Raw genomic sequence first — 16,145 nt, 5'->3', positions numbered from 1 at the left:
GCCAGCCGCGGCCCCGTGGCGGGCAGGGGCGCACACCCGGCCACCACCACGGCCAGGGTCGCGATAAGGGCTGTGACCACGGTCCCGGCGGCCCGGGCGGGCCGCATCCCGGTCAACGGACGCCCTCGCCGACTGCCCAGCGGGTGTACAGACCTCCCCGCGGGCAGGTGAACGCCGAGACGACCCGCATGGGAACCCGGGTGCTGCCGGGTCCGTGCCCGGGGGTCAGGGTCGAGTCGTCGCCACCGATGATGACCTCCGGCGCCACCGACAGGACGAGATCATCCACAGCCCCCTCCGAGAGCAGTGTCCCGAGGAGTCGAGGGCCGCCCTCGAAGTCCACCTCGTCGGCGTGGAGGTGGGACGCCAACGCGCGCACCGCGGCACCGGTCGGACCCGGGTCGAGTACGTGAACGGTCACACCCCGCGCCCGCGCGGCCTCGACGCGCCGACCGTCCACCGCGTGTGCTGCGGCGATACGGACCCTGTCGCCGGTATCGGCACAGAGGTCGATCAGCCGATCCGGTAGCGACCGCGTGAGGACGAGGACGGTGGGCGCCGGGCCGGTGCGTCTGTCCGCCCAGACCCGGCTCACCTCGGCGGGGCCGTATCCCTCGGCCAACGCTGTGCCGGAACCCACCAGGACGAGGTCGGCGCGGGCCCGCATGGCGTCGTAGACCAGGCGGTCGGTGGGCGTTCCCAGGCCCCCGCTCCGGCCGTCGATGGTCGTGGTCCCGTCGACGGAGGAGATCATCACGGCACGGATCATCGGGACGCCGGTGGGGCGGTCCGGCCGGAGGGCGGACCAGATCGCGTCGAGCGCAGCCGGGTCGTCGTCGAGCGCGGGGGGTCGGGTCGACAGCACCTGGGGCTCCTTCCGTTCTGACGCCTGTCGCCCCACGATAGGCTCTCGGCATGGTCTCTCGCCTCGTTGACGTCACCCCGGTGGTCCCCGCCGACCAACTCGTGGCACAGATGGTCCCACCGTCGATGTTCGATGACGTGAGTTTCGAGTCCTACATCCCGGACCCGGCCGAGCCCTCTCAGGCCGCCGCGGTCAACGCGTGCCGGGAGTTCGCCGAGGGGGTCGTGTCCCGTCGTTCCCCGAAGAAGGGACTGTTCGGGCGTCGACCGAAGTCGGTGGAGGGGGCGGGGATCTACCTCGACGGTGGTTTCGGAGTGGGCAAGACCCACCTGTTGACCTCGATCTACCACACGTGTCCCGAACCCAAGGCGTTCGGCACGTTCGTCGAACTGACGCACGTGGTGGGTGCCCTCGGCTTCAACCGTGCGGTCGAGGAACTGTCCGGTCACTCGGTGCTGTGCATCGACGAGTTCGAACTCGACGACCCGGGTGACACCATGCTGGTGTCCCGGCTTCTCGCGGAACTCACCACGGCGGGCGTCAGCATCGCGGCCACCTCCAACACCCTTCCCGAACAGCTCGGGGAGGGGCGGTTCGCGGCCAAGGACTTCATGCGCGAGATCCGCAAGATGTCGGGGATCTTCGAATCGATCCGAGTCGACGGTCCCGACTACCGGCACCGGAACCTGCCTCCGGCGCCCGACCCGATGTCCGAGGCGGAGCTCGAGGCGGACGCCGGCGCGGATCCCGGGGCGACGCTGGACGACTTCGACGCGCTGTGCGGGCACCTGGCCACCCTCCACCCGTCCAAGTACAACCGACTCGTCGACGGGGTGACCAGGGTGTGCCTGCGCGACGTGGCACCGCTCCCGGACCAGGCCATCGCCCTTCGTCTGGTCGTCCTGGCGGACCGCTTGTACGACGCCGGGATCCCCGTGCGCAACTCGGGTCAGAAGCTGGACGCCATCTTCACCGAGGAGATGATCGCGGGTGGCTACCGGAAGAAGTACCTCCGCGCCACGTCCCGGCTCCTCGCGCTGTCACGCTTCGAGACGGTCGGGGGCTGAACGCTCAGTCCGAACCCGGGGCTGTCCCGACCAGCTCCTTCTCGAACACCACATCGGTGTTCGAGACACCGCCCACGTCGAACGTGCGCGATCCCCGCTCGACGAACCCCTGCTTGACGTAGAAGCGGCGTGCCCTGGTGTTGGCGACGTTGGTGGCGAGCCACAGGCTGCGCGCGCCCCTCCCGGCACACCTCCGGACGACGTCGTCGAGAACCAGGGCCGCGATGCCCGAACCGTGGTGGCCGGGGTCGACGTACAGCTTGCTGATCCCGACGGTGGGTCGGTGGAGGATCTGATCGGCGCAGGCCGGGTCCATCTCGATCCCGTCCACGAGGAGTGCGTATGCGGCGAGTCGCCCACCCGGCGTCCTGGCCGCGAGGAGTTCGTGCCCGGGGGTGACCAGATGGACACTCAGCGCGCCGGTGGAGAGATGCCGGGTGATGAAGGCGTCGATCGAGTCCCGGGGGAGATCCGGGGGACACGCCAGCGGGAACGTCCGGGCTGCCAGCTCGGCAATCGGGCCGAGATCTGCCGCGACGGCGGGTTCGACGGTGGGTTCGACGCTGGCGATCACCCCGTGAGACTAGCGGGGCGCGGGGATCAGGAATGCAGGTGAAGGTTCTCGGTCCCACCTACCCCGGACATCACCAGCCGTTCCGAGTCGTCCCCGCCTCCGAGAACCATCGTGACCTCGTAGGTGTCCGTGGCCGTGCGGCGCAGATCGACCAGGATGCCCGTGGTGTGGCGGAGGTCGACGACCCGCCCCCGGACGTCCTCCAGAGCTATCGAGTCGACCGTCGTCGTGTGTGGAAGCTTGTGCGCGGTAGACATACTACGATGATGAGTGATCTTCATCACATGGCGGGCACGGGGCGGTACCGAACCGGGTGCGATCCCGCCGAAATGCACGGCGCCCCGGCGGTAAGCCGGGGCGTGTGTCGTGGTGCGCGATACTGGGATTGAACCAGTACTGTTGGTGATAGTCCCCATCCGCTTAACCTGCGAAAGCACCTGATCTGAGCAGGTAGAACACAGATGCTCAGGTGTACAGCTGTGGACAACTTGGGGCACGAAGTGACGTCTATTGGCACGCTTTGGGCACGGGATGGGCACAACGAGAGTCGCACCATGGCACGGGCAGCGGATAGCGCACGGCGCCAGTTCGGTACCGTCCGCCGTCTTCCCTCCGGCAGGTACCAGGCGCGGTACACCGGCCCCGACCTCGAGAGGCACACCGCCCCGCGGACCTTCGAGACCAACGGGGACGCGTACGCCTGGCTGCGGGCCGAGGAGCGGCTCGTCGAGCTGGACGTGTGGACCTCCCCGGCCGATCGCGCCGCCGAGGCCGAGGCCGCCGCCACGATCAAGGTGCTGACCGTCGAGGAGTACGGACAGGGGTGGCTGACCGAGAGGGACCTCAGGCCCAAGACCCGCGCCGAGTACCGCCGGTTCTGGTCCTCCAGGATCACCCCGTACCTCGGCGACTACGCGCTGGCCGACGTGACCCCCGCCGTCATCCGGTCTCCGCGGCGTCCTCGAGGCCGAGTGGGAGCGCCGCCACCCCGGGATCCGTACAACTCCGCCGAGGCTCGGACGATGACGCCGGACGACTACCCGGCTGCGGATTAGCCGCTGAAGTAGCCACGCCAGTCGCGCAGAATTAGAGCCCCCTCGCCGCGAAACCGATCTGAGTTGCCACCGGTGTACGCCAGTGTGCTGATCCCGGTCGTGTACGCGGCGTATCCGCCGAGGATAGTGAGCATGGCAACCCTGTCTAGCTCGGCACTGATCGTTCCCGTCGAGAACCCGGCCCGCGACTGGCCCTGAAACTTTAGAGAACCGAACCCCGCCAGCAAGGGGCGGTCGTGGACTACCTCAGAGAGTAGCGAATAGAGCCCAGAACGTAGGCCGTCTGGGAGGTCCAAGGCGCGAAAAACGAAAGCGGCCCTCGCCGTCTCAGATGGCTTGGCCTCCGACATTGCCTGATCGGCGTGTGACTTGACCACGGTAGTCGCCCTGCCGCGAATCTTTCGACCGTTCTCGACGATGAATCCCTGATCCTCGGCAAAGCGGCGCGCGGCCTCGATCCTGCGCGCCGACTGTACGTCCTCACCGCCGTCGAGCTCGAGGATTGCCCGCCGAGATTCCGTCCCCTCCAGTTCTAACGTCAGGTGCCGCCGCAGCCGCTCACGCTGATCAGCCTCTCCCAACACCCAAGCCGTCCGGGAGGCAGCCACGACGGCTACCCGGATGTTCGCGTAGAACGCGTACGCGACCCGCGGCGCGGGAACGCTCGCAGCCGCGCCGCGGATCTGGTCGAACGAGTGACTAAGGGACATGACCGCCTGCGTGAACAAGTTGTCGAATGGCGTCTGAGACCACTCGCTCGCATACCGCCGGTTAGCAGTGCAGTCGCTCCAGGCCGTGCTCGGTCTCTTGTGAGGGATGTTGATCTGGTCATCGAACGTGTGCCATAGGTCCGGCAAGCGTTCCATCGTCCGCGCCAAGGTGTGAAACCCCTCGGGGACATGTCCGACTTCTTCCATGCGCTGAGGGTACGACGAGCCACCGACAGCGGACACGCGACCGCGTTGACATAGGGGAGTAGTCCCGACCCTCTGTGGCATGGGCACGGCCGTGGGCTCGCGGCACCCCTTGGTCACGATATGGGCACACAACGAGGAAAGGCCCCCTCGAAAGGGGGCCTGACCTGGTGCTTCTATGGTGCGCGATACTGGGATTGAACCAGTGACCTCTTCCGTGTCAGGGAAGCGCTCTCCCGCTGAGCTAATCGCGCGGGATTCACCGACCGGATCTCTCCGGCGTGGAGGTGGAGACGGGAATCGAACCCGTGTTGACGGCTTTGCAGGCCGCTGCCTCACCACTCGGCCACTCCACCGAAAAGGTATCGAGCCCGGTGAGGACTCCTGGCTCCTCGATCCCTCCGAGCGGATGACGGGATTCGAACCCGCGACCCTCACCTTGGCAAGGTGATGCGCTACCAGCTGCGCCACATCCGCACTGCTCCCCGGCTCGCTGTTGCTCACCGCGTTGCGAGAATGAACATTAGCCGACGCCGAACTTGGAACACAAATCGGGGGTCGGAAACAGGTCCGCACCTGCACTGACACCTGAATCCGAAGTACTTCCGACCCCGTGTTCATCGGGCGGCGGTGCGCCTTTCGGTGCCGGCACGCCATGCCGCCTGCACCCGTCCGACCCCGAATTGGGGCCGCGGGTCCGGCTTGCTACAGTGTTCCGGTGCCGATCGGGAGATCCGGCCACGCGCGGTCCTATAGCTCAGTGGAAGAGCGCTCCGTTCACACCGGAGAGGTCACTGGTTCGAACCCAGTTAGGACCACACCGCACATGCAGCCCCCGCCCCGGTGACCGCCGAGACGGGGCTGCGTCCGTATCCGGGCAGGCCGGCGCCCCGCGTCAGGCCTGCCGGTCGGCAATAGCCTGCTCCAGGGCCTGGCCGAACACCTCGACGGGTTGCGCACCGCTCACGGCGAGCCGACCGTCGAGGACGAAGAACGGCACTCCCTGCACCCCGATCCCACGGGCGGCCTCCACGTCCTCGCGGACGCGGTCGCCGAACCCGTCCCCGGACAGCATCAGGTCGACCGCATCGGCGGGCAGCCCGGCCCCGACACCGATGCGCCTGAGGACCTCCGGGTCGGAGAGCTGCTCGCCGTCCGTGAAGTAGGCGCGGCGCAGTGCCTCGTCGACCACGTCCGACAGGCCGTGGTCCGCGGCCAGTGCCGCCAGCCGGTGGGCGTCGAAGGTGGAGGAGATCCTGGCGGATCTCCAGTCGAACTCCAACCCGAGTTCCCGGAACCGTCCGGCCATCTGCTCCTGCGCGGCCTCGGCCTCCGCCGGCGTCATCCCGTATTTGCGCGAGAGCATCTGCGCGCTGGACTCGTCGTGGCCGCTCTCGCCGTGACGCGGCGCCGCGGGGTCGAGTTCGAAGGCCCGCCAGACCACCTCGACGACCGTCCCGGGGTGGTCTGCCCGGAAGTCCTCCAGGGCGGCCTCGAGATGTCGTTTCCCGATCCAGCAGAACGGGCAGACGACGTCGGACCAGATGTCGATGCGCATGGCGGGTACAACGGCCCGAGGCGGTCCGGGATTCCGGGAGTCGCCGGGTAGCATGAACCGGCCCAGGTCCGTCACCGGAACTGGGCCGCATCACGGATGGCCCACGGCCACCCGTCGTCCACTGCCGAGGAGATCGCCCCCCGTGTCCGAGAACCGCATGCCGGAAGCCGAAGTCGACTCGACGGGTGCGGGCGCAGTGACGACAACCGTGACCACTACCGTCATCCCGGCGGGAGAGCCGGCGGGCAAGGTCCTCGCCGAACGGGAGCTGCAGTCGAGGAGCGGCCCGGAGACCGTCGTGGTGGTACGCGACCCCGGCGGCGCGCTGCGCGACCTGTCGTGGGTGCCCGAGGCGGACACCGAGGTCGAACTCGTCCGCGCGGACACCGAGGACGGCAGGTCCGTCATCAGGCACTCCTGCGCCCACGTGCTGGCGCAGGCCGTCCAGGACAAGTTCCCCGAGGCCAAGCTGGGCATCGGCCCGCCGATCGAGAACGGCTTCTACTACGACTTCGACGTGGCCGAGCCGTTCACTCCCGAGGACCTCAAGGACCTCGAGAAGCGGATGAAGAAGATCATCAAGTCGGGCCAGCGTTTCGCCCGGCGTGAGTACGCCTCACTGGACGAGGCACGCACCGAGCTCGCGAGCGAGCCCTACAAGCTCGAATTGGTCGAGGACAAGGGCCGGGCCGACTCCGGCGACGCCGGGGGCGCCGAGGCGCTCGAGGACGCGGAGATCATGGAGGTCGGGGCCGGCGCACTGACCGCGTACGACAACCTCAACCCGCGCACGGGCGAGGTGATCTGGTCGGATCTGTGCCGGGGTCCCCACACTCCCACCACCAAATTCATCCCCGCGTTCACCCTCACCCGTTCCTCCGCGGCGTACTGGCGCGGGGATCAGAAGAACGCCGGTCTCCAGCGCGTCTACGGCACGGCGTGGGAAAGCACCGAGGCGATGGACGCCTATCTCGATCGCCTCGCCGAGGCGGAGAAGCGGGACCACCGCCGACTCGGCACCGAGTTGGATCTGTTCAGCTTCCCCGACGAGATCGGGTCGGGGTTCCCGGTGTTCCACCCTCGTGGCGGGATCATCCGGAACGAGATGGAGCAGCATTCCCTCAAGCGGCACCTGTCCGCCGGGTACTCGCTGGTCAACACCCCGCACGTGACCAAGGGCGACCTTTTCCGGAAGTCGCAGCACTTGAGCTGGTACTCGGAGGGCATGTTCCCTCCCATGGTCCTGGACGCGGAGTACGACGCCGACGGCAAGGAGACCAAGCCGGGGCAGGACTACTACGTCAAGCCCATGAACTGCCCAATGCACAACCTGGTCTTCGACTCCCGCGGCCGCTCGTACCGTGAACTGCCGCTGCGGATGTTCGAGTTCGGCACGGTGTACCGGTACGAGAAGTCGGGCGTGATCCACGGACTCACCCGCGCACGCGGCTTCACGCAGGACGACGCTCACATCTACTGCACCGAGGACCAGATGGAGGGCGAGATCGCCTCCGTCCTGTCCTTCATCATCTCGCTGCTGCGCGACTACGGGCTCGAGGACTTCTACCTCGAGCTGTCCACCAAGGACCCCGAGAAGTACGTCGGCGGTGACGAGATCTGGGAGCGGGCCACCGAGACACTTGAACGGGTCGCCACCAACTCGGGCCTCGAGCTGGTCCCGGATCCGGGCGGGGCGGCCTTCTACGGACCCAAGATCTCGGTCCAGGCGCGGGACGCGATCGGCCGCACCTGGCAGATGTCCACCGTGCAGCTCGACTTCAACCTCCCCGAGCTGTTCGATCTCACCTACAACGCCGCCGACGGCACCAAGAAGCGCCCGGTGATGATCCACCGCGCGCTCTTCGGGTCCATCGAGCGGTTCTTCGCCGTCCTGCTCGAGCACTACGCGGGGATGTTCCCGGCGTGGCTCGCGCCCGTGCAGGTGGTTGGGATCCCCGTGGCGGAGGCGCACGAGAAGCACCTCGAGGACGTGATCGACGAGCTCCGCGGCCGGGGGATCCGCGCCGAGCTCGATCTCGCGGACGAGCGGATGCAGAAGAAGATCCGCAACCACACGACCGGCAAGGTCCCGTTCATGCTTCTCGCCGGCGACCGGGACGTGGAGGCGGGCGCGGTGAGCTTCCGGTTCCCCGACGGCACCCAGCTCAACGGTGTGTCCAGGAACGCCGCGATGGACAAGATCGGGTACTGGATCAACTCGCGGCGCAACGACGTGCCCACGGCGGAGCGGGTGTGACGCCCCGGGAGCCGACCCCGACGGACGCGTACCGCCAGTACGGCGCGGGGGAGGACCGTCTGCAACTGCTGTGGACCCCGTACCGCATGACGTACATCGCGGAGTCGACGCCCGAGCCCGCCGAGGGAATGACCGGTGAGCCCTTCCTCGACATCCCCCGGATGAGCGACGAGGACGGCCTGATGGTCGCCCGTGGCGCCCATGTGTACGTTGTCCTCAACCTGTACCCCTACAACCCGGGGCACGCCATGGTGGTGCCGTACCGCAAGGTGGCCGACCTGGAGGATCTCGACGACGACGAGGCGCGCGAACTCATGTCGTACACCCAGCACCTGATCCGGGTCATCAAGGCCGTGTCCCGACCCGATTCGTTCAACGTGGGACTCAACCTGGGCAGCGCCGCCGGGGGTTCGCTGTCGGATCATCTGCACCAACACGTCGTGCCACGCTGGATCGGCGACGCCAACTTCATTACCGTGACCGGCGGAACCAAGGTGCTGCCGCAGTTGCTCCGTCAGACCCGACAACTGCTGGCCGAGGCGTGGTCGACGGTGCCCGGGCCCGACCACACCTGATTTCGGGGGGACAGATGCTCAGCGAGTTCGGAAGGTCGGGTGTCACCAAGGTGGCACACCCCTTCGCGGCGTTCCTGGTCCGGATCGGGGTCACCGCCAACGGCATCACCCTGACCGGGCTCGTCCTGACCTGTGCGGCGGCCGTCGTGCTCTTCGGCAACGGCCATCTGGTCGCCGGCGCGATCGTGATCGCCCTGTGCACACTGCTCGACCTGGTCGACGGCGCGGTCGCCCGGGCGGGTGACGGCGGGTCCCCGTACGGCGCGCTGGTCGACGCGGTGTCGGACCGGGTGGCCGACGGTGTGATCCTCGCGTCCCTGCTGTGGTGGCTGGTGGACGCCGAACCGGACAACAAGTACGCGCTCGGCATGCTGCTGGCGTGCCTCGTGCTCTCCCAGGTGGTCTCGTATTCCAAGGCCCGTGCGGACGCCGGGGGACTGCGCACACCCGGCGGTCTCATGGAACGCGCCGACCGACTGGTCCTGATCCTGCTCGGTGCCGGCCTGGAGGGACTGGGCGTGCCCTGGGCCCTCGAGGTCGCGATCACCGTGGTCGCGGTGGGCAGCCTCATCACGATCCTCCAGAGGGTGTGGGGCGGGCGGGCCGACCACCTCGGGCGGCTCGACCGGCTCGGTTCACCGACGGCGGGCGACCGGTGAACCGGGTGGGCCAACGGGTCTCGGACCTCGGGTACGCCGCGGGATGGGCGGTGGTGCGCGCGCTTCCCGAACCGGTGGCACGGGCCCTGTTCCGGGCCGGAGCCGACATCGCCGCCCGACGTCAGGGCGAGGACTCGCAACTGCGCAGGAACCTGTCCCGGGTCCTCGGGGTCGGCCCGGCGGAGGTCCCCGACGACCTCATCCGCGACTCTTTTCGCTCCTACGCACGCTACTGGCGGGAGGCGTTCCGTCTGCCCTCGATGGACCGCGAAGCCGTGGCCAGGGAGATGGACCGGACCATCGAGGGCGTCGACCACCTCGACGCCGCCCTGGCCGAGGGCCGAGGGGTGATCGTGGCGCTCCCGCACTCGGCCAACTGGGATCTCGGCGGGACATGGCTGGCCCGGCGGTACGGCACGTTCGCGACGGTCGCCGAGAGGTTGGAGCCGGAATCCCTCTACCAGCGCTTCCTTGAGTATCGGGAGAGCCTGGGATTCACCATCTATCCACACACCGGCGGGCCCACGCCGCCGCTCGACGCGCTCCGTGAGTTCCTCGCCGGGGGCGGCATCGTGTGCCTGCCCGGCGAGCGGGACCTACGTCGCACCGGCGTCCCGGTGACCTTCTTCGGTGAGACCACCCGCATGCCCGCCGGGGCCGCCCGGCTCGCGGTGGAGACCGGTGCCCCGTTCCTGGTGGCGCAGTTCTGGTATTCCGACGAGGAGACGATGCGCGTGCGGATCACCCCGCCCATCGACGTCTCCGGTGGCGTCGAGGCGGCCGTGCAGGCGATGGCCGATCTCTTCGCCGAGGGGATCGCCCGTCACCCGGCGGACTGGCACATGCTCCAGCCCCTGTGGCTCGACGACCTGTCCGCCGACCGGCGCGCGCGGATCGAGGGCTGATCGACTCGTGCGCATCGGCATGATCTGCCCCTACTCCTTCGATGCGCCGGGCGGCGTGCAGGCCCACGTGGTGGATCTGACCGAGGAGTTGCGTCGACGCGGCCACACGGTCCGTGTGCTCGCTCCCGGCCGCCCCGAGAACGCTCCCGTATCCGGGATGACGCTGACGGGTCCTGGCGTCCCGATCCCGTACAACGGGTCCGTGGCCCGGCTGAGCTTCGGACCCGCGGCCTGGCGGGCCACCCGTCACTGGCTGCGCCGGGAGCCACTGGACGTGTTGCACATCCACGAACCCAACGCGCCGGGTGTCGGCATGTTCGCCCTGGCGATGTCCTCGGGACCCATCACGGCCACCTTCCACACGTCCACCTCCGGCTCGATGATCCTCGGTGCCGCAGATGGCGCACTCGCCCCGCTCCTGGAGAAGATCCGCGGTCGGATCGCGGTGTCGACCCTCGCCCGGCGATGGCAGATGGAGGCCCTCGGATCCGGTGCGGTGGAGATCCCCAACGGAGTGGACGTCGCCGCGTTCCGCGAGGTCGACGCCACGGCCGAGCGATCCGGTTCACCCACCGTGGCCTTCCTCGGACGCTACGACGAACCGCGCAAGGGTATGGACGTTCTGGTCTCCGCACTCCCGGACGTGCTGGAGGCCGTGCCGAACCTCCGGTTGCGGATCATGGGTGACGGCGACGAGCGGGCCCTGCGGGACCGGTTGCCGTCGGGCCTCGACGTGGAGTTCCTCGGCCGCGTCGACGACACCCGCAAGGCCGCGGTGCTCGCGGCCGCGGACGTCTACTGCGCCCCCAACACGGGCGGGGAGAGTTTCGGGATCGTCCTGGTGGAGGCGATGGCGGCCGGGACCGCCGTGGTGGCCTCCGATCTCGACGCGTTCCGCCGGGTCCTGGGCGACGGCGACTGTGGTGAACTCGCCCCGGTGGGGGACTCCGGTGGCCTGGCGGCCGCCCTCGTCCGCGTGCTGGGTGACGACGCCTACCGCGCCGATCTCTGCGTCCGCGCGTCCGAGGCGGTCCGGGAGTTCGACTGGCCGGTCGTGGCGGAGCGGGTGATCCGCGTGTACGAGACCGTCCGTGGGCCGGGGGAGACGCTGCGTGTCCGCTGAAGCGATCCTCCTCGTCGTCGCACTCGTCATCCTGGCGGTGACCGCCCTCCTCGCCGCCTACCTCACCGCACATCGTCTCGACAGACTCCACATTCGGACGGACCTCGCCCGGGCCGCACTGATCGGCGCCCTGGAGCGCCGCCACACGGTGACCGCGGCGATCGTCGCCGAACTGGGCGGCCGGGACCCCGCGTCGGCGCAGCGGTTGTCGCACGCCCTGGTGTCGGCCCGCGCCCATCCAGCCGACTCGGTCACGGGGACCGACCCCCGGCCCGAGCCCGGCCCGGACCAGCCGGTGGATGACGACGGTGCGCCGGACGCCGAGCGAGCGGAGAACACCCTCGGCACCCTGCTGTCCGGACTGGACGTGGCCGCGTTGCCGGGCGACCTGGCCGCCGAACTCGAGGACGTGACCGACAGGGTGTCAATGGCGCGGAGTTTCTACAACGACGCGGTCCGAGACACCAGGACCCTGCGCGAGAAGGGAACCGTGAGGGCGCTCCGACTGGCGGGGCGCGCCCCGATGCCCGACTACGTCGAACTCGTCGACCACCCACCCGCGGGAGGCTGACCCGGCGCGGTGGGGCGGCGGTTGGGGAACCGAGGTCAGGGCGACCTACACTGGATGCCTACTACGTGTCATCGACGCCAGGAAAGGCCTATTTCGTGAGCGAGCCGCAGTCCACCGAGAACACCACCGGAACCGCACGCGTCAAGCGAGGTATGGCCGAGATGCTCAAGGGTGGCGTCATCATGGACGTCGTGACCGCAGAGCAGGCGAAGATCGCCGAGGACGCCGGCGCCGTGGCCGTCATGGCCCTCGAGCGGGTCCCCGCCGACATCCGCGCGCAGGGCGGCGTCGCCAGGATGAGCGACCCCGATCTCATCGACGGGATCATCGAGGCCGTCTCCATCCCCGTGATGGCCAAGGCCCGCATCGGCCACTTCGTCGAGGCGCAGATCCTCCAGGCGCTCGGCGTGGACTACGTCGACGAGTCCGAGGTCCTCACCCCGGCCGACTACGCCAACCACATCGACAAGTTCGAGTTCACCGTGCCGTTCGTCTGTGGCGCCACCAACCTCGGCGAGGCACTGCGGCGCATCACCGAGGGCGCGGCGATGATCCGCTCCAAGGGTGAGGCCGGGACGGGCGACGTCTCCAACGCCACCACACACATGCGCAAGATCCGCCAGGAGATCCGGCGCCTGCAGAACCTGCCCGAGGACGAGCTCTACGTGGCCGCCAAGGAGCTCCAGGCGCCGTACGATCTCGTCAAGGAGGTCGCGCGCAACGGCAAGCTCCCCGTGGTGCTCTTCACCGCCGGCGGTATCGCCACCCCCGCCGATGCCGCGATGATGATGCAGCTCGGCGCCGAGGGAGTGTTCGTCGGATCGGGCATCTTCAAGTCCGGCAACCCGTCCGAGCGTGCGAGGGCGATCGTCAAGGCCACCACATTCCACGACGACCCGGAGACCCTGGCGAACATCTCCCGCGGCCTGGGCGAGGCCATGGTGGGAATCAACGTGGACGACATCCCGGAGCCGCACCGGCTCGCCGAGCGGGGTTGGTGACCCACCGGTGGCCAAGATCGAGGACATCCTCGCGATCGAGCGGATCGACCGCGATCTCTACCGTGGTCACCCGATCGAGACCCACCTGCAACGCACCTTCGGCGGCCAGGTCGCCGGTCAGACCCTGACCGCCGCGGTCAGCACCGTCGACGACGACAAGCACGTCCATTCCCTCCACGGGTACTTCATCCGCCCGGGGATCCCGTCGGCTCCGACCGTCTTCCAGGTCGACCGGCTGCGGGACGGGCGCAGCTTCGCCACCCGACGGGTCACCGCGATCCAGGAGGGCGAGCCCATCTTCTCGATGTCGGCCTCGTTCCACCTCCGCGACCAGGAGGGGATCGAGCACCAGGACCCGATCCCGGACGTGATCGACGCCGAGGAGATCCCCGCGCCCCGGTACGAGGACCTGGACGAGACCCACCGCGTCTTCGTGGACGAGTGGGCGCAGTGGGACATCCGGATGGTGCCGCGCGAGAGGCTCCGCGGATCCTCGCAGATCGCCTCGCAGCAGCGGGTGTGGTTCCGGTGCGTGGACGAACTGCCGGACGACCCCAACTTCCACGTGTGCACGCTCGCCTACATGTCGGATATGACCCTGCTCAGCTCGGCGAAGGTCATCCACCCGGACGAGCCCACCCAGGACGCCTCCCTGGACCACGCCATGTGGTTTCTCCGCCCGTTCCGGGCCGACGACTGGCTGCTGTACGACCAGACGTCCCCGTCCGCCTTCGGCGGCAGGGCCCTCACCCAGGGCCGCATCTTCGACCGGACGGGGCGCCTCGTCGCGGCGGTCACCCAGGAGGGGTTGTCGCGTCGCCTCCGGGAGGGTGCCCAGTCCTTCCCGGTGGACCTGTCGGGCACCGACACCAACCGCGCGGAGACCGACCGCACCGGCTCGGCCCCCGGGGACGCCGGTTCCCGCGGGGATCGCGGGTGAGCGCGGCGGGCCGTCCCCGGATCGGTGTGCTCGCCCTCCAGGGTGACGTCGCCGAACACCTGAGCCACCTGGAGTCCGTCGGGGCGGAGGCCGTCACGGTGCGCCGGCGATCGGAGCTCGACACGGTCGACGGACTGGTGCTGCCGGGCGGTGAGTCGACCGCGATGAGCCGCCTGCTGGACGTGTACGACATGTACCAGCCGGTGTCCGACAGGATCGCCGACGGTATGCCCGTCTACGGCTCGTGCGCGGGCATGATCCTGCTGGCCTCCGTGGTGCTCGACACCCGCCCGGACGCCACATGGTTCTCCGCCATCGACATGACCGTCCGTCGGAACGCCTTCGGGCGGCAGGTCGACTCGTTCGAGGCCGACCTCGTCGTCGACGCCCTCGGTCCCGACCCGGTGCGGACGGTGTTCATCCGGGCGCCGTGGGTGGAGACGGTGGGCCCGGACGTCGAGGTCCTCGCCGGCGTCCGGGCCTCGGACGGCCACGATCACGTGGTCGCGGTGCGCCAGGGCAATGCGCTGGCCACCTCGTTCCACCCCGAGGTCACCGACGACGTGCGCGTCCATCGGTACTTCCTCGACATGGTGAGGGCGGCGACCTCGTAGAGTGGGCCGTCAGCGGCACCCGTAAGTCACCCGGAGGTCATCCAGGCCTCACCCCAGACACCCCGGAGGGCGGAACTCCCCATGTCAGGCCATTCCAAGTGGGCCACCACCAAGCACAAGAAGGCGGCGATCGACTCCAAGCGCGGCAAGCTCTTCGCCAAACTCGTCAAGAACATCGAGGTGGCGGCCCGCACGGGTGGTGGTGATCCCGACGGCAACCCGACGCTGTTCGACGCCATCCAGAAGGCCAAGAAGAACTCTGTCCCGGGCGACAACGTGGAGCGGGCGCGCCGGCGTGGCGCCGGCGAGGAGGCCGGCGGCGCCGACTGGGAGACCATCATGTACGAGGGTTACGGCCCCAACGGCGTGGCGATGCTCATCGAGTGCCTCACGGACAACCGCAACCGCGCGGCCATGGAGGTCCGGACTGCCATGACCCGGAACGGTGGCAACCTGGCCGACCCGGGCTCCGTGGCCTACCTCTTCGCCCGGAAGGGCGAGATCGTCCTGGACAAGGGCGAGCTCGAGGAGGACGACGTCCTGATGGCGGTGCTCGACGCCGGAGCCGAGGAGGTCAACGACCTCGGCGACCGCTTCGAGGTGATCTGTGAACCTACCGACCTCGTCCAGGTCCGCACTGCGCTCCAGGAGGCGGGGATCGACTACGAGTCCGCGGAGTCGGGCTTCCGCGCCTCCGTCGAGGTCACCGTCGACACGGAGGGGGCGGGCAAGATCTTCCGCCTGATCGACGCTCTCGAGGACTCCGACGACGTCCAGAACGTCTACTCGAACGTCGATATCCCGGACGACGTGCTGGCCGCCCTGGACTCCTGACGTCCGGCCCGCTGGTAGGGTCTCGAACGTAGGTTCTATCACTGGTCGGCGGAGGTTCGATGCGCGTCATGGGAGTGGACCCCGGGTTGACCCGGTGCGGTCTCGCGTTGATCGAGACAGCACCGGGTCGCGCCGTCACCGCTCTCGACGTGGACGTGGTGCGCACCAGTGCGGAGGAACCGCTCGAACGCCGGCTGCGGGCGGTCCACGAGGTGGCCGACGAGTGGATGGCCATCCACCGACCCGACGTGGTGGCCATCGAGCGCGTCTTCGCCCAGAACCAGGTGTCCACCGCGATGGGCACGGCGCAGGCGGCCGGAGTCGTGGCCATGGCCGCGGCGTACCGGGACATCCCGGTGGCGTTTCACACTCCGTCGGAGGTCAAGGCGGCGATCACCGGAAGCGGACGTGCGGACAAGAAGCAGATGACGCTCATGATCACGCGGATACTCGGGTTGCAGAAGCCGCCCAGTCCCGCGGACGCGGCCGACGCCCTGGCGCTGGCTGTCTGCCACAGCTGGCGGGCGCCCATGCAAGGGCGGGTGAGCGCGCTGGATGCGCAGGTGGCCCGGTCACGGGCGGGGTTCCAGGCCAAGGTTGTCAAAGGCAGGGCGGCGGCGACGGAGGCCGCCG

General features: G+C 68.9%; 18 protein-coding genes and 4 tRNA genes. 14 read left to right on the top strand and 8 right to left on the bottom strand.

Features of this window, described 5'->3' with window-relative positions:
* Window positions 1–112: 112 nt before the first annotated feature.
* Window positions 113–865 carry a dihydrofolate reductase family protein gene (locus tag G6027_RS04890; RefSeq protein WP_182635911.1) on the bottom strand — a complete coding sequence of 251 codons (753 nt, stop codon included), beginning with the start codon at window positions 863–865 and terminating at the stop codon, window positions 113–115.
* Between the two features lie 50 nt (window positions 866–915).
* Between G6027_RS04890 and zapE the strand changes: the two genes are divergently transcribed.
* Entirely contained in the window at window positions 916–1,932 is a 1,017-nt protein-coding gene (gene zapE / locus G6027_RS04885; protein ID WP_182635909.1) for a cell division protein ZapE, read from the top strand.
* 4 nt (window positions 1,933–1,936) lie between these two features.
* Here zapE and G6027_RS04880 read toward each other — a convergent pair whose 3' ends face one another.
* Window positions 1,937–2,506, bottom strand: a complete 570-nt coding sequence (locus G6027_RS04880) for a GNAT family N-acetyltransferase (protein ID WP_346995634.1) — start codon at window positions 2,504–2,506, stop codon at window positions 1,937–1,939.
* Between the two features lie 26 nt (window positions 2,507–2,532).
* On the bottom strand, window positions 2,533–2,763 hold the full coding sequence (locus G6027_RS04875; RefSeq protein WP_182635907.1) for a hypothetical protein: 231 nt from the start codon (window positions 2,761–2,763) through the stop codon (window positions 2,533–2,535).
* A gap of 297 nt (window positions 2,764–3,060) precedes the next feature.
* Here G6027_RS04875 and G6027_RS04870 point away from each other — a divergent pair, with 297 nt between their 5' ends.
* On the top strand, window positions 3,061–3,561 hold the full coding sequence (locus G6027_RS04870) for a hypothetical protein (protein WP_182635905.1): 501 nt from the start codon (window positions 3,061–3,063) through the stop codon (window positions 3,559–3,561).
* Here the strand turns inward: G6027_RS04870 and G6027_RS04865 are convergent.
* The 4 genes from G6027_RS04865 to G6027_RS04850 all read right to left on the bottom strand — a co-directional run bounded on the left by G6027_RS04865 (window position 3,558) and on the right by G6027_RS04850 (window position 4,952).
* Complete coding sequence (locus G6027_RS04865) at window positions 3,558–4,478, bottom strand: hypothetical protein (RefSeq protein ID WP_182635903.1); 921 nt, start codon at window positions 4,476–4,478, stop codon at window positions 3,558–3,560. The two genes, G6027_RS04870 and G6027_RS04865, sit on opposite strands and share 4 nt — an antisense overlap.
* Before the next feature lie 176 nt (window positions 4,479–4,654).
* A tRNA-Val gene (locus G6027_RS04860) sits at window positions 4,655–4,729 on the bottom strand.
* Between the two features lie 28 nt (window positions 4,730–4,757).
* Window positions 4,758–4,831: transfer RNA gene (locus tag G6027_RS04855), tRNA-Cys, on the bottom strand.
* A gap of 48 nt (window positions 4,832–4,879) precedes the next feature.
* Window positions 4,880–4,952: transfer RNA gene (locus tag G6027_RS04850), tRNA-Gly, on the bottom strand.
* Between the two features lie 269 nt (window positions 4,953–5,221).
* Between G6027_RS04850 and G6027_RS04845 the strand changes: the two genes are divergently transcribed.
* A tRNA-Val gene (locus G6027_RS04845) sits at window positions 5,222–5,293 on the top strand.
* 77 nt (window positions 5,294–5,370) lie between these two features.
* Here the strand turns inward: G6027_RS04845 and G6027_RS04840 are convergent.
* On the bottom strand, window positions 5,371–6,033 hold the full coding sequence (locus tag G6027_RS04840; RefSeq protein ID WP_182635901.1) for a DsbA family oxidoreductase: 663 nt from the start codon (window positions 6,031–6,033) through the stop codon (window positions 5,371–5,373).
* A gap of 157 nt (window positions 6,034–6,190) precedes the next feature.
* Between G6027_RS04840 and thrS the strand changes: the two genes are divergently transcribed.
* The 11 genes from thrS to G6027_RS04785 form a co-directional block, all read left to right on the top strand.
* Window positions 6,191–8,290: a threonine--tRNA ligase gene (thrS, locus tag G6027_RS04835; RefSeq protein ID WP_187702606.1), complete on the top strand. Its 2,100-nt coding sequence runs from the start codon at window positions 6,191–6,193 to the stop codon at window positions 8,288–8,290.
* A gap of 86 nt (window positions 8,291–8,376) precedes the next feature.
* On the top strand, window positions 8,377–8,865 hold the full coding sequence (locus G6027_RS04830; RefSeq protein WP_241726828.1) for an HIT domain-containing protein: 489 nt from the start codon (window positions 8,377–8,379) through the stop codon (window positions 8,863–8,865).
* Window positions 8,866–8,879: 14 nt separating this feature from the next.
* Window positions 8,880–9,524 (top strand): phosphatidylinositol phosphate synthase, encoded by a 645-nt coding sequence (pgsA, locus tag G6027_RS04825; protein ID WP_182635896.1) that lies wholly within the window; start codon window positions 8,880–8,882, stop codon window positions 9,522–9,524.
* Complete coding sequence (locus G6027_RS04820; protein ID WP_182635894.1) at window positions 9,521–10,429, top strand: phosphatidylinositol mannoside acyltransferase; 909 nt, start codon at window positions 9,521–9,523, stop codon at window positions 10,427–10,429. The genes pgsA and G6027_RS04820 overlap by 4 nt, the downstream gene beginning before the upstream one ends.
* A gap of 7 nt (window positions 10,430–10,436) precedes the next feature.
* On the top strand, window positions 10,437–11,552 hold the full coding sequence (locus G6027_RS04815; RefSeq protein WP_182635892.1) for a glycosyltransferase: 1,116 nt from the start codon (window positions 10,437–10,439) through the stop codon (window positions 11,550–11,552).
* Window positions 11,542–12,123 carry an NUDIX hydrolase gene (locus tag G6027_RS04810; RefSeq protein ID WP_182635890.1) on the top strand — a complete coding sequence of 194 codons (582 nt, stop codon included), beginning with the start codon at window positions 11,542–11,544 and terminating at the stop codon, window positions 12,121–12,123. The genes G6027_RS04815 and G6027_RS04810 overlap by 11 nt, the downstream gene beginning before the upstream one ends.
* A 95-nt stretch (window positions 12,124–12,218) precedes the next feature.
* Window positions 12,219–13,124 carry a pyridoxal 5'-phosphate synthase lyase subunit PdxS gene (gene pdxS / locus G6027_RS04805; RefSeq protein ID WP_182635888.1) on the top strand — a complete coding sequence of 302 codons (906 nt, stop codon included), beginning with the start codon at window positions 12,219–12,221 and terminating at the stop codon, window positions 13,122–13,124.
* Between the two features lie 7 nt (window positions 13,125–13,131).
* Window positions 13,132–14,064 (top strand): acyl-CoA thioesterase II, encoded by a 933-nt coding sequence (locus G6027_RS04800; RefSeq protein WP_346995633.1) that lies wholly within the window; start codon window positions 13,132–13,134, stop codon window positions 14,062–14,064.
* Window positions 14,061–14,678 (top strand): pyridoxal 5'-phosphate synthase glutaminase subunit PdxT, encoded by a 618-nt coding sequence (pdxT, locus tag G6027_RS04795; RefSeq protein ID WP_182635886.1) that lies wholly within the window; start codon window positions 14,061–14,063, stop codon window positions 14,676–14,678. Before G6027_RS04800 ends, pdxT begins: the two co-directional genes overlap by 4 nt.
* Window positions 14,679–14,759: 81 nt before the next feature.
* Entirely contained in the window at window positions 14,760–15,512 is a 753-nt protein-coding gene (locus G6027_RS04790) for a YebC/PmpR family DNA-binding transcriptional regulator (RefSeq protein WP_182635884.1), read from the top strand.
* A gap of 59 nt (window positions 15,513–15,571) precedes the next feature.
* Window positions 15,572–16,145, top strand: a 574-nt coding sequence (locus G6027_RS04785; RefSeq protein WP_182635882.1) for a crossover junction endodeoxyribonuclease RuvC, incomplete at its 3' end; no start/stop codon positions are given.

The sequence above is a fragment of the Dietzia sp. SLG310A2-38A2 genome, from assembly GCF_014145095.1.
Lineage (GTDB): Bacteria > Actinomycetota > Actinomycetes > Mycobacteriales > Mycobacteriaceae > Dietzia.
Note: the sequence above shows the minus strand (reverse complement) of the source record. Positions and strands in the feature narration are given on the sequence as shown.

Bases quoted from the DNA above. Each gene is read 5' to 3' on its own strand.
- pgsA (WP_182635896.1), top strand. From the start codon at position 8,880: ATGCTCAGCGAGTTCGGAAGGTCGGGTGTCACCAAGGTGGCACACCCC.
- zapE (WP_182635909.1), top strand. From the start codon at position 916: ATGGTCTCTCGCCTCGTTGACGTCACCCCGGTGGTCCCCGCCGACCAA.
- G6027_RS04830 (WP_241726828.1), top strand. From the start codon at position 8,377: ATGACGTACATCGCGGAGTCGACGCCCGAGCCCGCCGAGGGAATGACC.
- G6027_RS04790 (WP_182635884.1), top strand. From the start codon at position 14,760: ATGTCAGGCCATTCCAAGTGGGCCACCACCAAGCACAAGAAGGCGGCG.
- thrS (WP_187702606.1), top strand. From the start codon at position 6,191: ATGCCGGAAGCCGAAGTCGACTCGACGGGTGCGGGCGCAGTGACGACA.
- G6027_RS04870 (WP_182635905.1), top strand. From the start codon at position 3,061: ATGGCACGGGCAGCGGATAGCGCACGGCGCCAGTTCGGTACCGTCCGC.
- G6027_RS04875 (WP_182635907.1), bottom strand. From the start codon at position 2,763: ATGTCTACCGCGCACAAGCTTCCACACACGACGACGGTCGACTCGATA.
- G6027_RS04840 (WP_182635901.1), bottom strand. From the start codon at position 6,033: ATGCGCATCGACATCTGGTCCGACGTCGTCTGCCCGTTCTGCTGGATC.
- G6027_RS04865 (WP_182635903.1), bottom strand. From the start codon at position 4,478: ATGGAAGAAGTCGGACATGTCCCCGAGGGGTTTCACACCTTGGCGCGG.